General features: G+C 59.1%; 30 protein-coding genes and 1 pseudogene. 15 read left to right on the forward strand and 16 right to left on the reverse strand.

Annotated elements, in window-relative coordinates; translation table 11 throughout:
• Nucleotides 1–40 precede the first annotated feature (40 nt).
• Nucleotides 41–340, forward strand: a complete 300-nt coding sequence (locus G6K99_RS07655; RefSeq protein ID WP_174196168.1) for a hypothetical protein — start codon at nucleotides 41–43, stop codon at nucleotides 338–340.
• A gap of 23 nt (nucleotides 341–363) precedes the next feature.
• Here G6K99_RS07655 and G6K99_RS07660 read toward each other — a convergent pair whose 3' ends face one another.
• From G6K99_RS07660 to G6K99_RS07730, 16 genes and pseudogenes are all read right to left on the reverse strand, one after another.
• Complete coding sequence (locus G6K99_RS07660) at nucleotides 364–627, reverse strand: hypothetical protein (RefSeq protein WP_174196169.1); 264 nt, start codon at nucleotides 625–627, stop codon at nucleotides 364–366.
• A gap of 354 nt (nucleotides 628–981) precedes the next feature.
• Nucleotides 982–1,992: a site-specific integrase gene (locus G6K99_RS07665; RefSeq protein ID WP_174196170.1), complete on the reverse strand. Its 1,011-nt coding sequence runs from the start codon at nucleotides 1,990–1,992 to the stop codon at nucleotides 982–984.
• A 20-nt stretch (nucleotides 1,993–2,012) separates the two neighbouring features.
• Nucleotides 2,013–2,255: pseudogene (locus G6K99_RS23485) on the reverse strand (helix-turn-helix domain-containing protein); the annotation flags it as partial.
• Nucleotides 2,162–2,689 carry a hypothetical protein gene (locus tag G6K99_RS07670; RefSeq protein ID WP_174196171.1) on the reverse strand — a complete coding sequence of 176 codons (528 nt, stop codon included), beginning with the start codon at nucleotides 2,687–2,689 and terminating at the stop codon, nucleotides 2,162–2,164. The pseudogene G6K99_RS23485 and the gene G6K99_RS07670, both read right to left, overlap by 94 nt.
• A gap of 121 nt (nucleotides 2,690–2,810) precedes the next feature.
• A complete protein-coding gene (locus G6K99_RS07675) occupies nucleotides 2,811–3,098 on the reverse strand; it encodes a hypothetical protein (protein WP_174196172.1) in 288 nt (95 codons plus the stop codon).
• Nucleotides 3,095–3,511 carry an HNH endonuclease gene (locus G6K99_RS07680; RefSeq protein WP_174196173.1) on the reverse strand — a complete coding sequence of 139 codons (417 nt, stop codon included), beginning with the start codon at nucleotides 3,509–3,511 and terminating at the stop codon, nucleotides 3,095–3,097. Before G6K99_RS07680 ends, G6K99_RS07675 begins: the two co-directional genes overlap by 4 nt.
• On the reverse strand, nucleotides 3,508–3,750 hold the full coding sequence (locus tag G6K99_RS07685; RefSeq protein WP_174196174.1) for a hypothetical protein: 243 nt from the start codon (nucleotides 3,748–3,750) through the stop codon (nucleotides 3,508–3,510). Before G6K99_RS07685 ends, G6K99_RS07680 begins: the two co-directional genes overlap by 4 nt.
• Nucleotides 3,747–4,004, reverse strand: a complete 258-nt coding sequence (locus G6K99_RS07690) for a hypothetical protein (protein WP_174196175.1) — start codon at nucleotides 4,002–4,004, stop codon at nucleotides 3,747–3,749. The genes G6K99_RS07685 and G6K99_RS07690 overlap by 4 nt, the downstream gene beginning before the upstream one ends.
• On the reverse strand, nucleotides 4,001–4,438 hold the full coding sequence (locus G6K99_RS07695; protein ID WP_174196176.1) for a hypothetical protein: 438 nt from the start codon (nucleotides 4,436–4,438) through the stop codon (nucleotides 4,001–4,003). The genes G6K99_RS07690 and G6K99_RS07695 overlap by 4 nt, the downstream gene beginning before the upstream one ends.
• A 2-nt stretch (nucleotides 4,439–4,440) precedes the next feature.
• Entirely contained in the window at nucleotides 4,441–5,397 is a 957-nt protein-coding gene (locus G6K99_RS07700; RefSeq protein ID WP_174196177.1) for a recombinase RecT, read from the reverse strand.
• On the reverse strand, nucleotides 5,397–6,392 hold the full coding sequence (locus G6K99_RS07705; protein WP_174196178.1) for a hypothetical protein: 996 nt from the start codon (nucleotides 6,390–6,392) through the stop codon (nucleotides 5,397–5,399). The genes G6K99_RS07700 and G6K99_RS07705 overlap by 1 nt, the downstream gene beginning before the upstream one ends.
• A complete protein-coding gene (locus tag G6K99_RS07710) occupies nucleotides 6,379–6,633 on the reverse strand; it encodes a hypothetical protein (RefSeq protein ID WP_174196179.1) in 255 nt (84 codons plus the stop codon). The genes G6K99_RS07705 and G6K99_RS07710 overlap by 14 nt, the downstream gene beginning before the upstream one ends.
• Nucleotides 6,626–6,919 (reverse strand): hypothetical protein, encoded by a 294-nt coding sequence (locus G6K99_RS07715; RefSeq protein ID WP_174196180.1) that lies wholly within the window; start codon nucleotides 6,917–6,919, stop codon nucleotides 6,626–6,628. The genes G6K99_RS07710 and G6K99_RS07715 overlap by 8 nt, the downstream gene beginning before the upstream one ends.
• A complete protein-coding gene (locus G6K99_RS07720) occupies nucleotides 6,916–7,350 on the reverse strand; it encodes a hypothetical protein (protein ID WP_174196181.1) in 435 nt (144 codons plus the stop codon). The genes G6K99_RS07715 and G6K99_RS07720 overlap by 4 nt, the downstream gene beginning before the upstream one ends.
• Before the next feature lie 62 nt (nucleotides 7,351–7,412).
• Nucleotides 7,413–7,637 (reverse strand): hypothetical protein, encoded by a 225-nt coding sequence (locus G6K99_RS07725; RefSeq protein ID WP_174196182.1) that lies wholly within the window; start codon nucleotides 7,635–7,637, stop codon nucleotides 7,413–7,415.
• Nucleotides 7,638–8,042: 405 nt separating this feature from the next.
• Nucleotides 8,043–8,444 carry a hypothetical protein gene (locus G6K99_RS07730; RefSeq protein WP_174196183.1) on the reverse strand — a complete coding sequence of 134 codons (402 nt, stop codon included), beginning with the start codon at nucleotides 8,442–8,444 and terminating at the stop codon, nucleotides 8,043–8,045.
• 87 nt (nucleotides 8,445–8,531) lie between these two features.
• Here G6K99_RS07730 and G6K99_RS07735 point away from each other — a divergent pair, with 87 nt between their 5' ends.
• The 14 genes from G6K99_RS07735 (at nucleotide 8,532) to G6K99_RS07800 (ending at nucleotide 16,445) form a co-directional block, all read left to right on the forward strand.
• Nucleotides 8,532–8,750, forward strand: coding sequence for a hypothetical protein (locus tag G6K99_RS07735; protein ID WP_174196184.1), 219 nt, complete (start codon nucleotides 8,532–8,534; stop codon nucleotides 8,748–8,750).
• Nucleotides 8,747–9,328: an NUMOD4 domain-containing protein gene (locus G6K99_RS07740; protein ID WP_174196185.1), complete on the forward strand. Its 582-nt coding sequence runs from the start codon at nucleotides 8,747–8,749 to the stop codon at nucleotides 9,326–9,328. Before G6K99_RS07735 ends, G6K99_RS07740 begins: the two co-directional genes overlap by 4 nt.
• The gene (locus G6K99_RS23490; RefSeq protein ID WP_174196186.1) at nucleotides 9,329–10,234 is read left to right on the forward strand and encodes a DUF2312 domain-containing protein; all 906 of its coding nucleotides are present in this window, start codon (nucleotides 9,329–9,331) and stop codon (nucleotides 10,232–10,234) included.
• A 103-nt stretch (nucleotides 10,235–10,337) separates the two neighbouring features.
• Nucleotides 10,338–10,505: a hypothetical protein gene (locus G6K99_RS07750; RefSeq protein WP_174196187.1), complete on the forward strand. Its 168-nt coding sequence runs from the start codon at nucleotides 10,338–10,340 to the stop codon at nucleotides 10,503–10,505.
• 360 nt (nucleotides 10,506–10,865) lie between these two features.
• Complete coding sequence (locus G6K99_RS07755) at nucleotides 10,866–11,261, forward strand: hypothetical protein (RefSeq protein WP_244631407.1); 396 nt, start codon at nucleotides 10,866–10,868, stop codon at nucleotides 11,259–11,261.
• Nucleotides 11,262–11,312: 51 nt separating this feature from the next.
• Nucleotides 11,313–12,680 carry a DUF4942 domain-containing protein gene (locus tag G6K99_RS07760; protein ID WP_174196188.1) on the forward strand — a complete coding sequence of 456 codons (1,368 nt, stop codon included), beginning with the start codon at nucleotides 11,313–11,315 and terminating at the stop codon, nucleotides 12,678–12,680.
• Nucleotides 12,677–12,853 (forward strand): hypothetical protein, encoded by a 177-nt coding sequence (locus G6K99_RS07765; RefSeq protein ID WP_174196189.1) that lies wholly within the window; start codon nucleotides 12,677–12,679, stop codon nucleotides 12,851–12,853. Before G6K99_RS07760 ends, G6K99_RS07765 begins: the two co-directional genes overlap by 4 nt.
• Nucleotides 12,850–13,815, forward strand: a complete 966-nt coding sequence (locus G6K99_RS07770; RefSeq protein ID WP_174196190.1) for a DNA cytosine methyltransferase — start codon at nucleotides 12,850–12,852, stop codon at nucleotides 13,813–13,815. The genes G6K99_RS07765 and G6K99_RS07770 overlap by 4 nt, the downstream gene beginning before the upstream one ends.
• The gene (locus G6K99_RS07775; RefSeq protein ID WP_174196191.1) at nucleotides 13,812–14,048 is read left to right on the forward strand and encodes a hypothetical protein; all 237 of its coding nucleotides are present in this window, start codon (nucleotides 13,812–13,814) and stop codon (nucleotides 14,046–14,048) included. The genes G6K99_RS07770 and G6K99_RS07775 overlap by 4 nt, the downstream gene beginning before the upstream one ends.
• Entirely contained in the window at nucleotides 14,045–14,440 is a 396-nt protein-coding gene (locus G6K99_RS07780; protein ID WP_174196192.1) for a DUF1064 domain-containing protein, read from the forward strand. The genes G6K99_RS07775 and G6K99_RS07780 overlap by 4 nt, the downstream gene beginning before the upstream one ends.
• Complete coding sequence (locus G6K99_RS07785) at nucleotides 14,437–14,961, forward strand: hypothetical protein (protein ID WP_174196193.1); 525 nt, start codon at nucleotides 14,437–14,439, stop codon at nucleotides 14,959–14,961. Before G6K99_RS07780 ends, G6K99_RS07785 begins: the two co-directional genes overlap by 4 nt.
• Complete coding sequence (locus G6K99_RS07790; protein ID WP_174196194.1) at nucleotides 14,954–15,592, forward strand: hypothetical protein; 639 nt, start codon at nucleotides 14,954–14,956, stop codon at nucleotides 15,590–15,592. Before G6K99_RS07785 ends, G6K99_RS07790 begins: the two co-directional genes overlap by 8 nt.
• Nucleotides 15,589–16,149, forward strand: coding sequence for a helix-turn-helix domain-containing protein (locus G6K99_RS07795; RefSeq protein ID WP_174196195.1), 561 nt, complete (start codon nucleotides 15,589–15,591; stop codon nucleotides 16,147–16,149). Before G6K99_RS07790 ends, G6K99_RS07795 begins: the two co-directional genes overlap by 4 nt.
• Entirely contained in the window at nucleotides 16,146–16,445 is a 300-nt protein-coding gene (locus tag G6K99_RS07800) for a hypothetical protein (protein WP_174196196.1), read from the forward strand. Before G6K99_RS07795 ends, G6K99_RS07800 begins: the two co-directional genes overlap by 4 nt.
• The last annotated feature ends 8 nt before the right edge of the window (nucleotides 16,446–16,453 follow it).

Below are 16,453 nucleotides of genomic sequence, written 5' to 3' on the forward strand. Positions count from 1 at the left end.
GTCGATAAACGCGATTTGATCGCGCAGTGGGAGTGGATGAATGAAGAAGTATTTTGTTTCGGCGGTTGTAGCTGGCCTTGCATTATCAGCGTTTGCCGGTTCGGCATCGGCCCAGAGATACCTTGATGACTACGTTGGACGGCGCATCAATGCCGTGAAAGACGATCTGCGCGACCAGGGCTTTCGCGATGTTGGGCGCATTTCGGACCGGCGCGGCAGCTACGCGCTGATGTTTGATGGCCGAACCTGCCTCGCGTTGCACGGAGGCAGAGGCGTGATTGACGACATCGACAGGCTTGATCGCCAGGATTGCGATCCAAGACGTCGGCCACGTTACTGACAACAGGTGAGTCTGATCGACGGTCAGTCATCGAATGGACCGTCGATCCTGTGTCTGTCGATTATGCGCAGGCTACGATCAGGTTCGATGACGTAAGTTTCGCTGATCCGTTCACCGAACTGGTTGCGAAATTCATGGGGTATCCTGCTGCCCACCGGTGCGTTTTTCAGCCGCGTGTGAGGCTGCCCTTTGTATGTGATGCTCCCGGCGATGGGGGAAAGGTCGACCTGTGATGTCGAGCAGGCCGTGAGGAGGCCTGCTGCAGCCAGTACAAGAAAGCGTTTCATGGTCTGCTCCTGGATTTGTAGGTAAGCTGTCAAACAGCCTGGGCGGAGAAAAGTTTCCCGATAGGCTGCGGGCTTCCGACTCATATTGGTGAAGACGCACTGACGTTGCAGGGCTGCACGCCATTTCGACAGTATTGGCGCGATAGCCTTTTGAACTTTGCAAGGGTGATCAGTCGGGGAATCGGCCTGTCAAACATATGCTCGCGGACCGATCTCGGTCTTGTGCTACTTCGGCTCCATCAGCGCGATCTTGCTAGCCTCTCCAGAAACCCATTTCCACTTGCGCTTTTCTCATCTTTCCACTATCCACAGCGGCGGGACACTCCTCCCCAACGAGGGTACAAGTCTTTCCCGCTAACCCTTTGTTTTGCCAATCGTTTGCATTGACGCAACGGCTCCCGGTGTCACTGGTGTGTCAGTCAGCCGATCCGCGAGGGTATCGTCGCTCATTGCGTGACCGTATGTCTCAAAGACGTGCTGCGCAGACTTCCACCCACCAAGCTTCGAAACTGTGATCGGATCGACGCCCTTGTGCAAGAGCGAGGTTGCGAACCCATGCCGGCAGCAATGAAAGCTGTAGAACGGAATGCCGGCGCGCTTGCAAGCTTTCATCCATTGAGGGTTGGCTGTGCTTCGCGTCGAATATTTGAAGACCTTTGACCCACGTTCCCGATCGCTCTCGATATTCGCAATTGCTGCGATGAGCGCGGCCGGCAGATGAGCATTGCGCTCGTCCCCGATCTTCGTCTGCCGGATTTTCGCGCGGCGCTTGACGAGATCCACATCCTCCCAACGAAGATTGATGGCCTCGCTTACTCTGGCGCCGGTCAAGAACATGAAACAGCAGAGCGCCGCCAGGTGCGGGTTCGATGCGGCCATGAAGGCCTGCACCCATTCCCATGTCACCGGCGTCTTGATTTTGTAGTTCTCCGGGAATCGCTCAACCTTGAGAGGGCTGCATAGATCGAGCGATGCGGCGTGATTGATTACCGCCTGCGTCGGCACAATCACGTGACGGTTCCGCGTTGCCCCTGTCGCCTTCGGGTAAAGTGCCATCGCAGCCTTGCGCACGGCTCCCGACGTGATCGACTTGACGAGTGTATCCTTCCAATAGTCCTCGACCATTGAAAGGAACCGGTGCGATCGTTCGGCCAGCCGGTAGTGGGCAGCCGCGTCGGAAAATCTCAGGATGGCTTCGGGGCCATCGAAATCACCTTTCCAGTGCTTTTCCTCGAGCTGGCTGATGAATCGTTCTGCGATTGCTTTCTTCGCAGTTCCAGTAGACCCGCGTAGCCTTTGCCCGTTGATAGAGCCACGGTAGTGGTAGATTTTACCGCCGGGGCGCTTGTAGAGGGTGAGGGGCATGGCCTGCTGGCCTCCATGATCGCATCAAAGTCTTGTTGGGTGAGCACCATACGATTGCCCAAAATTCGGCAGGCGCCAAGCTCTCGTGCCAGTTCGCGCAAGGTGCGCTCGCTGCAGCCGATGTGTTCGGCCACTTGCTCGGGGGTGAATACCGTTGGCAAACCCGTCATCATCTCTCCACCCTTTCTGTGTTCGGACCCAGCGCCCTCGATCGGAACCCGCCAGGCACTTTGGCAGGCTGGAAATCGCCCAACCAACTCCATTTCTTGCGAAGGGCAATCTTTGCCACCTGCTGAGGAGATATGGCGAAGCGTCGAGCTATCTGCTTCTGGCTGAACCCCTTCTCCGACAAAGCACGGATCATATGGACGTCCATCTCTTCAATCTTGGCATGGGGCGAGTTTTCCCCGACCAGAAAGGTGCCGTGCATCATGCTGTCCATGGTGTTCTCGGCAGGGGTTGCCCAGCGGAGGTGCTTCTTGGTGCAGCAGCCTAAATGCCCGTTTCCGCAGGAGTGAGCTGCGAAGAGGTCTGGACTCTCCGGCTGACCGTGGGCACGCTCGCAGATGATACGGTGGGGCTTCTTGTGCTTGCCATCAATGCAGACGGAGCCTCGTCCCTGGCCGTCCTGACCGAAGGGCCACGGCAAGCACTGGTCGCCTTCATACGCCATTGCGACTTCATCGATCCATCGCATGAGCGTCCCCGGAGAGACACCGCCACCGAGAGGGTCGCCGTGTCTTTGCCAGCGTCGATAGTGCGGCTTGCACAGGCCACGGGTTGCGGCATCGCGGTCGCATGCGTCCACAGAGCATGACCTATTCATCGGCACCCCCAACCATCTTCGGTTGGGGCGAGGGGTTTAGGCAGGCGCGGACACGCTCTTCAAAATCTGCGTTTGCCGCCCGCTGAAAGGCTTCGATAGAGTTATGAACTCCACCAGCTAACCCCGTCATTATCCATTGATCTCGGCTCTCGCGAGCAACGTAATGACCAAAAGGGGTCTGCGCCGTGAACTCCCAATCCCCTGCTGTCCATTCAAGCGGCGTTACCACCACATGCTGCGCGGGCGCTGGGGTGTCAGACTGCTTGTTCTGTTCGGTCATGGGGATTCCTCGCGGTATAGCTGGGGACGGGGAAGGGGTGGCATGCCCTTGTTCGGGGCGCCGCGGTCGGGCTTCTGGGTCTTGGCGAATGGCGCCGACTTGATGGTTTGTTTCGGCCTCGTGATGCCGATGTGCTTCTTGCGGATCGCCGCTACCTTCGCCTTTTCCGCAACGTCCTCTGCCGTCTTGGCGACGTGACACTTGCGGTGCGCGGGCTTCAGGTTCGTTTCACGGTTCTCGCCGCCGTTGATGAGCGCTTGGATATGATCGAGATCCCAAGTCTCGCCGGGTGCGATAGGCCGGCTGCAGAGATGGCAGGCGTTGTTCTCCCGCTTCATGATGCGATCTCGAACGCCGCCGGGTGCGCGGTGGTCATCGGTCTTGCCGATCCATTCGGCCACGGTGCGCGTCATACCTGCCTCCCGATCTGGGCAGCCAGCTTCGATAGCTCGGCAAGCTGCTCCGCGATCTCGGCAAGGCTCATAGGCGCCGGCCCCGGTACTGGATCGGGGATAGGTGCTGCCAGGCGATCGTCGTTTGCCGATACCATGGCGATGCCCCACTTGCTCTGGAACCGGCGGCGCTTTGCCTCGATGTCAGGGGTGAGGGGATCGGCCGGACCTCTCGTGTGTGCTTTGACTCGGACGCTCATGACTGGCCTCCGCGAGCGTCAACCCCATCCTTAGTGAGGCCATACCCAGCCCCGCCGACCACGCCCTCGTCGTTCCATGAAACACGGCTAAATTCCACAAGCCCCTTACGCGCCAGCCCACGAACAGCCCGGCGAACCTTGCTGATATCGATCTCAGCGCGATGGGCGATAGCCTTGAAACTTAGGATGCTGTAATCTTGATCGCATTCAGCCCAAGCCTTGAAAGCTGATTTTTCATAGCCAGTGAGTTTCATGCTGCTCGCTCCTCTGACAAAAAGCTCAATGGGTCAAAGCCGACGCTATCCGCGATCAGCGCCATGGCTTGGTTCATGAAATCGCAAAACTCGGCGTGTTCCATCTTGTCGAGCGCGATGCTGTCGGGCACGAGGGTGATCTCGCCTGTGGCGATGTTCACTGCCTTCTCCGTGTAGCCGAGCGTCATCTTGATATCGCGGTGCAGGTTCTCGGCGCTGGTCCACTTCTGTGTGACCTTGGCGACGAGACCCAACGCCTTCCAGTAGGTGCGGAGCTGCGGCGTCGAGCGCTTGGAGACCGGCGTGATCTCGAAGATGCTATCCATCGGAATAGCAGCCATCTTCTCGGCGTCGTCCGGCGTCATGGGCCGCAGACCGCGAGGCGTCATGTTCACCTGGATGAGAGGGGGCTTTTCCTTCTTGCGCTGGGTCATGATCAGCCGCCATTCATCGGATGGAGCTGCGCAAGACGCCGGGTCTTGATTGAGAACGCTGCATCGATCATGTCGGCATGACCCTCGCTTTCCAGCGTGGCCGGTGCATCAAAGTCGTTCCAGATCTCCTCGACGCTGGCCTCATCCGCCGCGCTTCCGAGCGCCGTTTCGATTTCCTCGAGATAGCCGCCGAGATCGAACTGATCTTGACCGGCATCGTCCTTCGCCGGCTCGGCTTCGATCGTCTTTGCTGACGGCGGTGCTGGCGGCTTCGGTGGCTTAGGAGGTGTGGGACGGATTTCAGATGCCGGGGTTACGTCCCGCATCTCGTCGGTGTCGGCAATCTCGCGTGCTTCGAACTCGTCGCGGATGCCGCCAAGGACGTCACCGAACAGTTCGCGAAGGCAGTAGCCAGCCGCGCGCCATGCAAGCATCCGCTTTGGAAAGCGATACCACGGGCTGTCGTTCGGCTTTTGCTCGTTTTTCTTGTCCCACTTGTTCCACTTCGTGACGATGGCTTCAGTCTGCCACAGGCCTGCCCGAACGGCGTCGTCCTGGCTGAACTCGACGCGCTTGTCTTCGCCGGTGTCGCTCCGCTTCGCTTCACAGAAGCCGATGAGCTTGCCGTTGACCTCGTCGCATCCGGTCCGCAGATAGGTAACCTTTCCGGACATCCGGACGACGTTGATCAGGCCATCGCCATAAAGCGCTGGCTTGCCATTGATGACGGTGAAGCTTCGCAGGCTGACCATAGGCTTGAGGCCAAGCTCGGCTCCGGACATGATGGCGACGGCGACGGCCGCAGCCGCCGCGTCACCTTCGAGCTTGCCGACTAGGGCGGAAGGCGCGAGGCCCGAAGCGACGACGGCGCGAGAGACACGCATCGTTTCTTCGAAGGTCTGCGGCACAATGGCCATGACCTGGCCGCCGGCGGATAGTGCAGGGACGTGAGCGTTCATCAGGCAGCCCTCTGTTCAGATTTGATTGCCATCCCGGCCAACTCATGGCCGGAACGCGCGGCGCGATTGGCGAGGCTTTCGACGACTTCGCGGATCTCCGCCCGGTCCTTCAGCGCAAGCAGAAGAGCGTCGAAATCTGTGATCTCGGCAAAGACGAAGGTGCGGAGCGAAACCTTGGCACCGGTGCGGCCGGCGCTGGCGTTTCGAGCCTGCGTTTCCTTCGCGGCGTCGGCAGCTTGCTGGGCGAGGCGTTCGGCCTCTGCTTCTGCTGCTGCCGCGCTGTTGTCGTTCTTCGCGGACGCTTGTTCTGCGGCGATGCGAGCGGCGTCAGCTTCGCGCTGGATGCGATCAGCTTCGGCGCGGGCATCGGCTTGGCGCTTCAGTTCAATGCGTTGCTGCTCCTGCAGGTAGGCATCGAGGTGGCGCTTGAGGCGCTTGGAGAGAGTGTCAGGCTCCTCCTTCAGGTCGCGCCATTTGTTGTCGACGTTCCGGCCTGCGTCGAGATGCGGCTGCTTCTCGACCTTGTGCAGATCCGCTGCTCGCTTCGAGATGCCAGCAATGCGCTTCGACAGAACGCCGATCTTGTTCGCCTGATCCTGGGTCTCGACCTTGGACTTGAGCAATACGTCCGCAAGCTCCTGCTCACCGGCAAATTCCAACTTCAAAGCTTCGAACGGATCGCTGGGCAGATTGTCGCCCATGCCGCGAACCTGCTCCGGCTCGTCGTCCCAGCCGCCACCTTCGATCGCCTTTGTGTAGACATCGTGGGTGATCGGGTTCCGGCAGCAGAACGTCCAGATTTCGGAGGCGTCGGTGGTGCGATCGCCGCGCATCGCGTTCCACTTGCCATCTTCAAACCAGATGGCAACCGGCTCCCAAGGCTTGTCCTTGTAGCGAGTGCGGTAGAATCCCTGCTGGGGGTCGCTGTCGTGGATCGGACCAAGGTTGCCGGCGAGGGCGTCCTGCCACCACTTCCAAAGGTTATCGTTTGGCATAGGAAACGTTCTCCTGTTGGGCCTTCGCCATCCGGTTGCTTTCCGGCAGGGCAGACGAGATAAATGCGGTTGAGACGAGGATGGCGAAGATCACCGTCCCGACCATCATCTGGACGGTGTCGGCATTGCGCTTCGCCATGAGGGTGTTGAAGACGGCCTTGCTTTCCTCGCGCTCGGCTTGGATGCGGCAGCGTTCTGCGCAGGTGCAGCCCGCGAAGGCTTTCGTGGTGCAATCACGCATCGGCTCCTCCTCCGCTCTTGGCGTCGGCCTGGGCGAGGGCAATCGCTGGATCGACGCGCCTGATCAACATGATGAACTGCTGGTCACCACCGCCGAAGCTTGCTTCTGCCGCCTCACCAACCGAAGGCATCTTGCCGTCAAACGCATATTCAGCGATGGCTTGGAAAAACTCGCTGGTGGCGTCCTTCGTCTCAAGAGCAAGGTTCGGGTCAACTCCGAAGCGCGCCAACACGATGCGATGCGAAAAGGGAGCAACGCGAATCCCGATTTTATCGAGTGCGCTCATGCCACCCACCCCATGGCCTGATGATCGCGGCGCTCGTCGTGAAGACGATCGGGATCGGGGAGGACCGGTGCTGATGCTTCAAGATCATCCTTCCAGAGCGCCCATGCCTTGCTGGTCTTGACGTAGGCGGGGAAGCGAACCTCGTCGTCGAGCTCGATGCCTTCTTCCTCGTCCATCGCGTAGAGGAACTGGCGGGCGCAATACTCGGTGATGTCTTCCGACTTCCATGTCGTGGTATCGACGCGAAGTACGGTGACGATCTCGTCGTCGGCCAGCTCGCCGAGGAGTTCTGCCGCCGTCATTGTCTTTCCGAAGAACGAGCTTTCCTGCAGGTACTGGCGCTTGATGCGCTGGCTGCAGACGACAGCGACGAGCGTTTCGTTCGCTTCGATCGGATGCTTGCGGGTGGTGGTTTCTGCTGCGGATGCCATATCGTTTCCCTCCGTTGGGATCGGTTTCTCACTCCCGCCTGGTTGCGAGAGGAAGAAGCGGATCAGGCGGCTAAAGCCGCATCGCGTGTGTTGACGTAGAGGATGATTGCTTCGTCGCAGCGGAAGTTGCCTACGACTTCACCCGTTCCTGCTTTGCGGACCTGGCGGGCATGGCCACCGTGCGGGAAGTGCTCAAGGCCAACCGACTTGAGAAGCTCAGTCAGGGGCACCTCAAGCTCGTCATCCGACATCTTGGAGACTGCAATCTGGTAATCGGTCTGCAGCATCTGCTCTCTCCTCACTGGCGCCGACCCGGTTTGATGGGCGGCTTCTATGAGGGCTATTATGCACGCAATAGCGTGCCACGCAAGCAATAAAACGCAATAGCGTGTTTTTAGCTAGTAAGCGGTTGGATAGTCAGTCGATTTTGTCGGTGAAGTTTTAAACGTCCCGAATCAAACGCTTGCGAATTCGGGCGCGAATGCCCCTTGAATGGACTCGCGATTGCGTTCACTCTTCGTTCTTGTGAGGCGTTGGTGGTGAGGTAATGACGCGTATCTATGACCGCATTCGACGGATCTATAAGACGCGCAACGAGGCTATCGTTGCGGGGCTAGTCGAATCTGCGGGCGCGTTGCCAGCTGCTGCACCGGAGGTTGTTATCCGCCGCAAGGCTGCGGAGATATCAACGCTTATGGCGTCGATACACGGTGGCGACTGGCGGGTTGAGATTGATCATCAGGCTGGCTTTGTGCTGGTGGCTCCTCGGCTTCCGGACTGACAAACCGGTCGACGATACTAACAGCAAGCGTCAGCTGACTGCGATCTACACCATATGCTAGCATTGCCGATCTAAGAGCGACGACAGGCTCCTGCGGTTCGGCCTTACGCTCTCCTGTCAGAACGTACATGATATGGTGCGACCCGAGCGCACTCATGATCGCCAAGAAGCGATCGATGGTCGGCTGCTTCCCGTCTTTGACCATTTGCTGGACGTAATTTTGGCCGAGCTTCGCCGCCTGGCTGATCACTTTGTAATCGCGAGGATCAGCTTCGATCAGGTCAACAAGTCGCTCGTACCATCCTTCTTTCATGAGAAATTGATAGCACGCCGAAAATTGTTTTGGCGCACGTTATAGCGTGCGTTGACAAACACGCAATGGCGTGCCAATGTTCTCTCCATGAGCACGAACCTTCTTATCGAAATCGAGAAATTTATGGCGGATGCCCAGATCGGGCCGCACCGCTTCGGGATCTTGGCTGCCAATAACGGCCGGCTCGTCGATCGTCTTCGTGAAGGTCGGCGGGTATGGCCTGACACAGAGCAGCAGGTCCGCAAATTCATGCGGGAATACCGCAAGAAGCGTGTCGCCCAGCCCGAACAGGCAGGTGCAGCATGATTGACGCGCACGTTGCCGACGTTCCTGAGCAGTGGAAAGAGATCGAAGGCTATGAAGGGTATTACTCGGTTAGCACGCTCGGCCGGGTCAAAAGTTTGGCTAGATCGGTCTCGGCAAAACCCTGCGTGAAGGCTCCGAATGGGAGGGTAATACCCATCCAAGAGCGCATCCTCAAGCAGAGCGAAACAGATGGACGCAGGTTCGTTACGCTTTGGAAGGATCACGTCAACCTTGCTGTAAGTGTGCACAAGCTGGTCACCTCGGCGTTTCTTGGCCCGATGCCAGATGGCATGGAGCGATGCCACAACGACGGCAAGCCGTCGAACAACCGCCTCTCGAACCTTCGCTACGATACGGCGGTCAACAACAATGCCGATAAACGCAAGCACGGCACGCATATCCAAGGCTCTGACATTCCTTGGTCTAAGCTCGATGAGCGAGCCGTAGAGTTTATCCGCTCCGAATATCAGAACGGCAGAACCCAGCAGTCTCTTGCAATTGCGTTTGGCGTCCAGCAGCCCGCCATCAGTCGCGCCATATCTGGCAAGCGATGGGCTCACGTCGGGGAGTCTCCTTAAATGACCGCAGACAAACAACTCAAGGCCTACATCGACCGCGTCCTTCGTTTGAAGGCAGAGCAGGACACGATCGGGGATGACATCCGAGAAGTTTATGCCGAAGCCAAGGGTGAGGGCTACGATAAAACCGTCATGGGCAAGATCGTCGCTCATCTGCGGAAGGTCGAGAAGTCCGGCGCGGACGCTGTTGACGAAGCTGAGACGATCTTTGAAACCTATCTCTCGGCCTATCATCGCGCATCTGGCACGGTAGTTGCTACGCATACGCATGAGGAAAACTTCGACCGCGATACAGGCGAAGTCCTCGACATCAATCCCCGCCTTGCCAAGCAGGTCGTTGACGGGATGCAGACCGAAGCCGGTCGCGCCGCGCTGATCGCTGCCGTCGATATCATGATCGAGCAGGAAGAGGCGGAAGAACAAGAATTCCCCACGAACCCCGAAGAGGTTGCCGAGGCCAAAGGCGCGGCAATTGATGACGCGGAGGATCGGGGCGAAGGCGACACAGACCGCCAGCGGTCGCCCGAGCCCGGAACGACTGGCGGCGGGAAGCAGGGTGCCCGAGAGCAGGTAGATTCGTCTCCTGTCCCTGACCGTAATTCCGAAATCGCTCCGGCCTCTCATGGTGAAGCCGAAGCCCCCAGCATCGAGAGCGAGCCACCGGCAACTGTGCCGGCACTTCATCGCCCCGACGCCAACACAGGAGGCGACCATGTAACCGCATCCGAGAACGCTCAACCAGATCAGGACGGGCCGGGCCTCGTCAGTACTCCCCGCCCGTCCAAACATCCCATTCTTCTTCTGCGACCTCATTGCCAGCATCCTGGCGAAGAAGTCTGCGGCGGATCGGGAAAGAACCACTGCCAGAAGTGCCTGGCCGCGATGCGGGAGCTCGAGACTGCATGACCCCGATCCTCTTCCCATCCTCGATCGATGCAATGGCACAGCGCGCAATTGAGCGCGGCGTTGGCCTCGATCGCAAACCCGTCCAACGCCCTGTGAGGTCAGCATGAGCATGTTTCTTCTCGGAGCATTTGTCGGCGGCGTCATTGGCGCACCTGCAGGATTTCTCACCGCAGCTCTTCTGATCGGCTCGAAAGCCGTGGCCTACGAGCACAAGAGCCAAGACGACAATATTCAGCCTGATGCCATTCAATTGGCTCGGCTCACCCACTGACGGGGTTGCCTCTTCACCCCGTCAACCGTCCCGGTCTTCACCCTCTCCTCCCAAGACGGAGACCGGGACGGAACTTTCAACATGAAGCCTGACGCGGTCGCTCGCCACTCTGAGAACTACGGCTTGAACGACGCTTCCAAGGCTTTCGAAATTTGCTGGTGTCGTCGGCGGAACGACACCAGCACCCGGGCCCCGCGAGGGAAGCTGGGTCGGGAATTGAATTACGGCACCCAGGCTGCGGTCTGAGCCGGCGGCAGAGGGCGAAGGCCCTGCAAGGTCTTTTCCTCTGCCGCTTAGATCATCGCTTCTGCGCATCTGAATGCTCCCGTTGCAAGGAGATCAATCGCACAGGAGCCGAGCATGAAATCGGAAATCTCACCCGGAAATTCGGGAAACTTAAAACAGGGCACCCGCAGGAAAATGAGTGACGTAGCAACAGCAAACTTCTTGGTCGAGGAGATCGGAGCGAGGCGCCATGTAGGCGACATGTTCCGCGCCGCCTGCCGCGAACTGCGTGCACGCTTTCCTCACCGCGACGACCCCGAAAATCAATGGACAGAACGCCGCCTTCGCGGGTGGTGGAACAACGAGAGCCGTGTCGTCAAGCACTTCCAGATGGTCGAGCTTTTCGAAACTGCCGAAGCCCTGAGGGAGGCGAGGGACGCCCATGCTGAATACAAAGCCAAGACCGCCGCTCTTCGTCAGATGGCTCAGCTTCGAGCGGAGACAGTCGCTCGCACTGTGGCTGAGGGATAGCGCCGCGGGCCTCGCGGAATGGATTTGCCCAGAGCTGAACGAGACAGACGAATGAACCAGATTGCTCGCCAACGCACCGTCGTCGACCTCATCGACGAATACGAGGAGAAGGTTGCCAATGCACCGGCAGCTATCGAAGCCGTAAAGAATGCCTGGAGCAGTCTGGAAATGGCTGCTTCGATCGGCGGTAAGTTTGGCGGCAACATCAGCCGGCACACCCCGCATGTCGATGAAAGGGACGTGAAGTCTGCGCTGCTTAAGTCTGGGTGGCGGGCGATCTACGACCGTTGCCAGATCGACCAGATCGCCAGCGCCGACGACAAGCGCCTGTTTGAGCGCACGTTCGAGAATCCGCCTGAACTGACCTATGACAACGCCAAGGCGACGTTCGGCGACTATCTGATGCGTCCGCGCTTTCACATCCTGCGGGGACTAGCGGAAGTCTTCAGCCAGCTGGATCCCGCATATAAGTCGCACAGCAAGGTCAAGGTCGGGGTGAGTGGGCTTCCGAAGCGCGTCATCGTTTCCAATGTTTCCGGCTATGGCTCGTATGGCCGGGACAAGATCAGGGATCTCATCAACGCACTTGCGGCCTACCGCGGCGACCGCCTTCTCGACCACAAAGAACTGAACGGCCTTGATGCTCTCCATAAATGGGACGGCGGTGTGGCCGGAGAGGTAGTGCTTGACGGGTCGCACCTCGTCCTCGCGAAGGACGAAGACGGAATCGAGATCAAGGCGCCGAACCGTGGCGTGACTATCCGCAAGTTCCAGAACGGCAACGCGCACGTCATTTTCGATAAGTACGCGCTACTCGACATAAATCGCGCGCTGGCCGAATTCTATGGTGATGTCCTTCCGGACGCTGAAGAGGAAGACGCGAAGCCACAGGCGAGCACTGCGGTATCGAAAGACTTGCAGTTCTACTGGACGCCAAAGGCCGTAGCGCAGGCGCTTTGCAATCGCGCCGGCATCTATGCGCCTCGCTATCCTGGCGACGAACCAAAGGCATGGCGGGTTCTCGAGCCTTCATGCGGCGATGGCCGGATCATGGACGAGCTTCGGGCCCGCGGCTGCCGCCCGTTCGGAATCGAGGTGCACGGTGGCAGAGCGGCTGAAGCTCGCGCTAAGGGGCACCATGTCCTCACCGGCAACTTCCTTGAGCAGCCAGCGCGCGAAGAGTTCGACTTTGTCGTGATGAACCCGCCTTTCTACGGCCGGCACTACGTTAAGCATGTCAACCATGCGCTGAAGTTTCTTAAGCCAGGTGGAACGCTCGTCGCTGTGCTGCCGGCAACTGCGCACTACGACCACCAGGAACTCAAGGGCCGCTGGGAAGACCTCCCGACCGCAAGCTTTTCCGAAACGGGCACCAACGTTCCTACGGGGATTTTGGCAATCGGGAAGGCAAAGCCATGACCGACATCGAGCTCCTCACCCAAGAGATCACCATCCAGACCGACATTGCGGAAGGCCTTAAGGCCCGCATGGCGAAGCAGGACAACGGCTACCAGCACATCAAGCTTGCTTGCGTCACCCGGACGCTTGAACGCCTCCGGTCGGCTCTCCAGCGTAGGGAGAAGGCAGAATGAGCGCCTACTACAACGAGATCGATCCCTACGCCGCGCAATGGCTGCGCAATCTGATCGCCGCCGGCCACATAGCGCCAGGCGATGTCGACGAACGGAGCATCGTAGATGTCCATGCCGATGACCTCAAAGCCTACACGCAATGTCACTTCTTCGCCGGTATCGGCGGCTGGTCCTATGCAGCTCGACTGGCTGGATATCCTGACGATCGCGAACTCTGGACCGGCTCGTGCCCCTGCCAGCCATTCTCCGTCGCCGGAAAAGGCGAAGGGCAGTCTGATGATCGCCACCTGTGGCCAGAACAATTCAGGCTCATCCAAGCGAGAAGACCCATTGTCTGGGTGGGAGAGCAGGTTGCGGCGGCGGTTGGGAAGCATTGGCTCGACGGAGTGCAATCTGACTTGGAAAGAATCGGCTACGCCAGCCGGGCGGCAATTATTCCGGCTTGTGCCGTCGACGCCCCGCATAGACGAGACAGAGCATGGGTTGTGGCCAACACCTACGGTGAGCGATGCAACAGCAGGCGCTCGGGCACCGAATGCGAAGAGAGGGCCGGCGCCTGGTCTAATAGCGGCGACTCGAATGCTCTGGCCAACTCCGGCAGCGCAGGACTCAACACGGGGCGCAGACCTTGTCAGGAGAGACAACGGGAAACCGAACTCCACGTTGCCGACAGCGATATCCCTTTGGCCGACTCCCACTTCGTTGGCGCCGGCGAAGAACGGCAACAACGAAGCGGGCAACTCAGCGGGCCTGGTAGCAATTCGCGCAGCGGCGCTTGGGATGGATCTGTTTGGGCAACCTCTGCCGGAAAAGCCCGGCGCATTGAACCCGGCATTCGTTTGCTGGCTCATGGGGTTCCCGCCCGAGTGGGAAAGCTGCGCGCCTACGGCAATGCCATCGTCCCGCAAGTCGCGGCCGAAGTGATCGGCGCCTACCTCGACATGGAAAGGGCTGCAGCATGAACGCCCTCGAACTCTTCCGAGCAGGTGCCTGCTACATCGAGATAGCCGCACACTTCGCCACCACTGAAGCCGTCGTCGAGCGTGTCATCCATCGCCTCCGTCAAGCCGAGAGGATGCAGGACCGCGCCCGCGCTGCCTCAATGAAGCAGGACGCGATCGCAATGATGAAGGCGAAGGAACGGCGCATCAGCACCCGTGACCGCCTTCGCGAGATCAGGAGCGCTCACGTATGACCGAGACGCTCACCCGCCACCAGTACCGCGCTGAGATCGCCATGATCGAACATGGCAAACGGCGCGAGAAGAAGACGAACAAGTTCGGCTCCAAGCGCACCGTGGTCGACGGCATCACGTTCGACAGCAAGCGCGAGAGCGAGGTCTACACGGACCTCAAGACACTTGAGCGCGCGGGCCGCATCTCTGGCCTCGTGCTCCAGCGCAAATTCGCGCTGATCGTCAATGGCCAGATCATCGGCACCTACCGCGCCGACTTCTGTTTCATCGACCATGACCAAGACGGCAGGTTTCGGACGATCGACGTCAAGGGCGTCATCACCAAGGATTTTCGCCGCGTCCAGAAGATCATCAAAGCGGCTTACAACATCGAAGTGGAAGTGTGGAAATGAGCAGGATTCGTTCAATCCACCCTGGCTTGATGAGCGACGAGGCGTTCATGACGCTGACCGTCGAGCATCCTCTCGGGGTGGCCCTATTGCTTGGCCTCTGGATGGAGGCAGACGACGACGGCGTGTTCGAGTGGAAGCCGCTCACGATCAAAGCCAAGACCATTCCTGCGCCTCTGGTCGATATCAACCTTCTCCTAGAAGTGCTCGTCAGCCTCCGTTTTATCCGAAAATTCGAGGCTTCAGGTAAGCCTTATGGCGCCATTCGGAACTTTAAACTCTGGCAAAGACCGAAGTTGCCGAAGGTGAAGTGGCCGAAAGACGCCGAAATCGCACGTTATGTTGGCGTGACTTCCCCAGCGCTTCCCCAGTCCTTACCCAGTGATGGAGAAGTTTCTCCGCAGAGGAAGGAGGAAGGAGGGAGGAGGGAGGAAGAAAAACCGAAAAGTGGTTTTTCTTCTGGCGCTGGCGCGCAAAAAAAATCGAACCAGATCCGGATGGTGGAGGCGATAGTCAATGGCTGATCTCGTTTCCCAAGACATCTTCGATCGCCTTCCAGAGCGATACCAGCGCAGAGCCAGAGAGATCTCGGCAAGGGTTGGTGAACTCAAGGCCATGCTCAAACGCTGTGACATCCCCGCAATCGTCGATGCAGCCGTTCGCCTTCAAGGGCAACTGCGCTGGCAGCCGGAAACGGATCACGAATCCTTCGGCTCCGAGTTCAAGACCTCATGTGCCGATCTGCCAGAGTGGGCGATATCGGAAGCGGCAAATGATTTCCTCGCCGGCCGTGTCGACAACCACACTGGCCAGTTCATGCCGACGTGTGCCGAGTTCGCCCGTCACGCTCGATCGATCATTCGGCCTTTCCAGGCTGAGATGAGCATCCTTCGCCGGGAAGCCGAGCAGCTGTTCGAGCGCGCCGAGGATGAGCGCCGCCGCCAGATCATCGAGCTTGAGCGCCAGGACCCAAACCAGCGCCGCCGAATCCGCGCCATGATCGACAAAGCCGTCAAAGGATCGGCCAAGCAGATCAGCGCCATCCCTCACACCCCGATCGACGAGAAGACGCAAGCGCAGATCGACGCGCTCAAGCTTCCGCAGCGGGACCACGTTTCGAAGATCCCTCAAACCAAAGCCGGGAGGCTGAAATGATCGTCACCGCGAGACCATACGATGCTGCCAACGCAGCTGAAATGGCGAGAAACGCCGCTGCTATCCACGCAAGGTTGATGAAACCGAAGAACCGTGTGGCGTCATCTTTGGCCGTTCAGCAGGGAAAACAGAAGACTATCCCGTTCATGGCCCGAAAGCTTCCTGAATGGCAGACGAGACCGACTTCGTTTGATGCTCATGTCCTGATCACCAAGCAGATTTTCGCGATGTTCGACGCCGGGATCATCCAACGAACAAACAAAAGCTTCGTCAGAATCGCTGAGGTGGTCGACGAGGTTTTGAAGTTCTTCCCAGGCGTCACGGCGCACGACGTGAAATCGCATCGCCGCACCCGCAAGGACTGCTTGCCGCGGCAGATCGCGATGTACGAGGCGAAGCTGCAAACCACGAAGTCCTACCCAGAGATTGGGCGCTGGTTCGGCGGTCGCGATCATACGACCGTTCTACACTCCGTGAACAAGATCGAGCGAATGATCGTCGATGGATACGTCGAGGCCGGTGGCATCCGGTACCCAATCAAGGGGGCTTCGGCATGACCAACAAATACAGCGCCTATCCCCACCGCATCCCGGGCGGCTTTGGATACTGGGCGATGCTCCGCCTATGCCGCGATGCTCACCCAGCTCCGATCATGGCCGAAGCCGACAGGCCGAAGGTGTTCGCCACCAAGGGCGAGGCTGCCGAAGAAGCGCTGAAGCACCTGGTCGCCTTCATGAATGGCCGGCCGATCCGCGGCGAGACATTCGATGCGAAGCCGGCCAGCTCGGCGCGCATGAAGGCTGAAATGCTGTTCCTCGGCGGGGGCAGAACTATCCAGGTTGAACGGGCTTAAGGCGAGGG

It is taken from the genome of Neorhizobium sp. AL 9.2.2 (genome assembly GCF_013317225.1).
GTDB lineage: Bacteria > Pseudomonadota > Alphaproteobacteria > Rhizobiales > Rhizobiaceae > Neorhizobium > Neorhizobium soli.

Coding starts and splice junctions, on each gene's coding strand:
- G6K99_RS07655 (WP_174196168.1), top strand. CDS start 41: ATGAAGAAGTATTTTGTTTCGGCGGTTGTAGCTGGCCTTGCATTATCA.
- G6K99_RS07660 (WP_174196169.1), bottom strand. CDS start 627: ATGAAACGCTTTCTTGTACTGGCTGCAGCAGGCCTCCTCACGGCCTGC.
- G6K99_RS07665 (WP_174196170.1), bottom strand. CDS start 1,992: ATGCCCCTCACCCTCTACAAGCGCCCCGGCGGTAAAATCTACCACTAC.
- G6K99_RS07670 (WP_174196171.1), bottom strand. CDS start 2,689: ATGCGATGGATCGATGAAGTCGCAATGGCGTATGAAGGCGACCAGTGC.
- G6K99_RS07675 (WP_174196172.1), bottom strand. CDS start 3,098: ATGACCGAACAGAACAAGCAGTCTGACACCCCAGCGCCCGCGCAGCAT.
- G6K99_RS07680 (WP_174196173.1), bottom strand. CDS start 3,511: ATGACGCGCACCGTGGCCGAATGGATCGGCAAGACCGATGACCACCGC.
- G6K99_RS07685 (WP_174196174.1), bottom strand. CDS start 3,750: ATGAGCGTCCGAGTCAAAGCACACACGAGAGGTCCGGCCGATCCCCTC.
- G6K99_RS07690 (WP_174196175.1), bottom strand. CDS start 4,004: ATGAAACTCACTGGCTATGAAAAATCAGCTTTCAAGGCTTGGGCTGAA.
- G6K99_RS07695 (WP_174196176.1), bottom strand. CDS start 4,438: ATGACCCAGCGCAAGAAGGAAAAGCCCCCTCTCATCCAGGTGAACATG.
- G6K99_RS07700 (WP_174196177.1), bottom strand. CDS start 5,397: ATGAACGCTCACGTCCCTGCACTATCCGCCGGCGGCCAGGTCATGGCC.
- G6K99_RS07705 (WP_174196178.1), bottom strand. CDS start 6,392: ATGCCAAACGATAACCTTTGGAAGTGGTGGCAGGACGCCCTCGCCGGC.
- G6K99_RS07710 (WP_174196179.1), bottom strand. CDS start 6,633: ATGCGTGATTGCACCACGAAAGCCTTCGCGGGCTGCACCTGCGCAGAA.
- G6K99_RS07715 (WP_174196180.1), bottom strand. CDS start 6,919: ATGAGCGCACTCGATAAAATCGGGATTCGCGTTGCTCCCTTTTCGCAT.
- G6K99_RS07720 (WP_174196181.1), bottom strand. CDS start 7,350: ATGGCATCCGCAGCAGAAACCACCACCCGCAAGCATCCGATCGAAGCG.
- G6K99_RS07725 (WP_174196182.1), bottom strand. CDS start 7,637: ATGCTGCAGACCGATTACCAGATTGCAGTCTCCAAGATGTCGGATGAC.
- G6K99_RS07730 (WP_174196183.1), bottom strand. CDS start 8,444: ATGAAAGAAGGATGGTACGAGCGACTTGTTGACCTGATCGAAGCTGAT.
- G6K99_RS07735 (WP_174196184.1), top strand. CDS start 8,532: ATGAGCACGAACCTTCTTATCGAAATCGAGAAATTTATGGCGGATGCC.
- G6K99_RS07740 (WP_174196185.1), top strand. CDS start 8,747: ATGATTGACGCGCACGTTGCCGACGTTCCTGAGCAGTGGAAAGAGATC.
- G6K99_RS23490 (WP_174196186.1), top strand. CDS start 9,329: ATGACCGCAGACAAACAACTCAAGGCCTACATCGACCGCGTCCTTCGT.
- G6K99_RS07750 (WP_174196187.1), top strand. CDS start 10,338: ATGAGCATGTTTCTTCTCGGAGCATTTGTCGGCGGCGTCATTGGCGCA.
- G6K99_RS07755 (WP_244631407.1), top strand. CDS start 10,866: ATGAAATCGGAAATCTCACCCGGAAATTCGGGAAACTTAAAACAGGGC.
- G6K99_RS07760 (WP_174196188.1), top strand. CDS start 11,313: ATGAACCAGATTGCTCGCCAACGCACCGTCGTCGACCTCATCGACGAA.
- G6K99_RS07765 (WP_174196189.1), top strand. CDS start 12,677: ATGACCGACATCGAGCTCCTCACCCAAGAGATCACCATCCAGACCGAC.
- G6K99_RS07770 (WP_174196190.1), top strand. CDS start 12,850: ATGAGCGCCTACTACAACGAGATCGATCCCTACGCCGCGCAATGGCTG.
- G6K99_RS07775 (WP_174196191.1), top strand. CDS start 13,812: ATGAACGCCCTCGAACTCTTCCGAGCAGGTGCCTGCTACATCGAGATA.
- G6K99_RS07780 (WP_174196192.1), top strand. CDS start 14,045: ATGACCGAGACGCTCACCCGCCACCAGTACCGCGCTGAGATCGCCATG.
- G6K99_RS07785 (WP_174196193.1), top strand. CDS start 14,437: ATGAGCAGGATTCGTTCAATCCACCCTGGCTTGATGAGCGACGAGGCG.
- G6K99_RS07790 (WP_174196194.1), top strand. CDS start 14,954: ATGGCTGATCTCGTTTCCCAAGACATCTTCGATCGCCTTCCAGAGCGA.
- G6K99_RS07795 (WP_174196195.1), top strand. CDS start 15,589: ATGATCGTCACCGCGAGACCATACGATGCTGCCAACGCAGCTGAAATG.
- G6K99_RS07800 (WP_174196196.1), top strand. CDS start 16,146: ATGACCAACAAATACAGCGCCTATCCCCACCGCATCCCGGGCGGCTTT.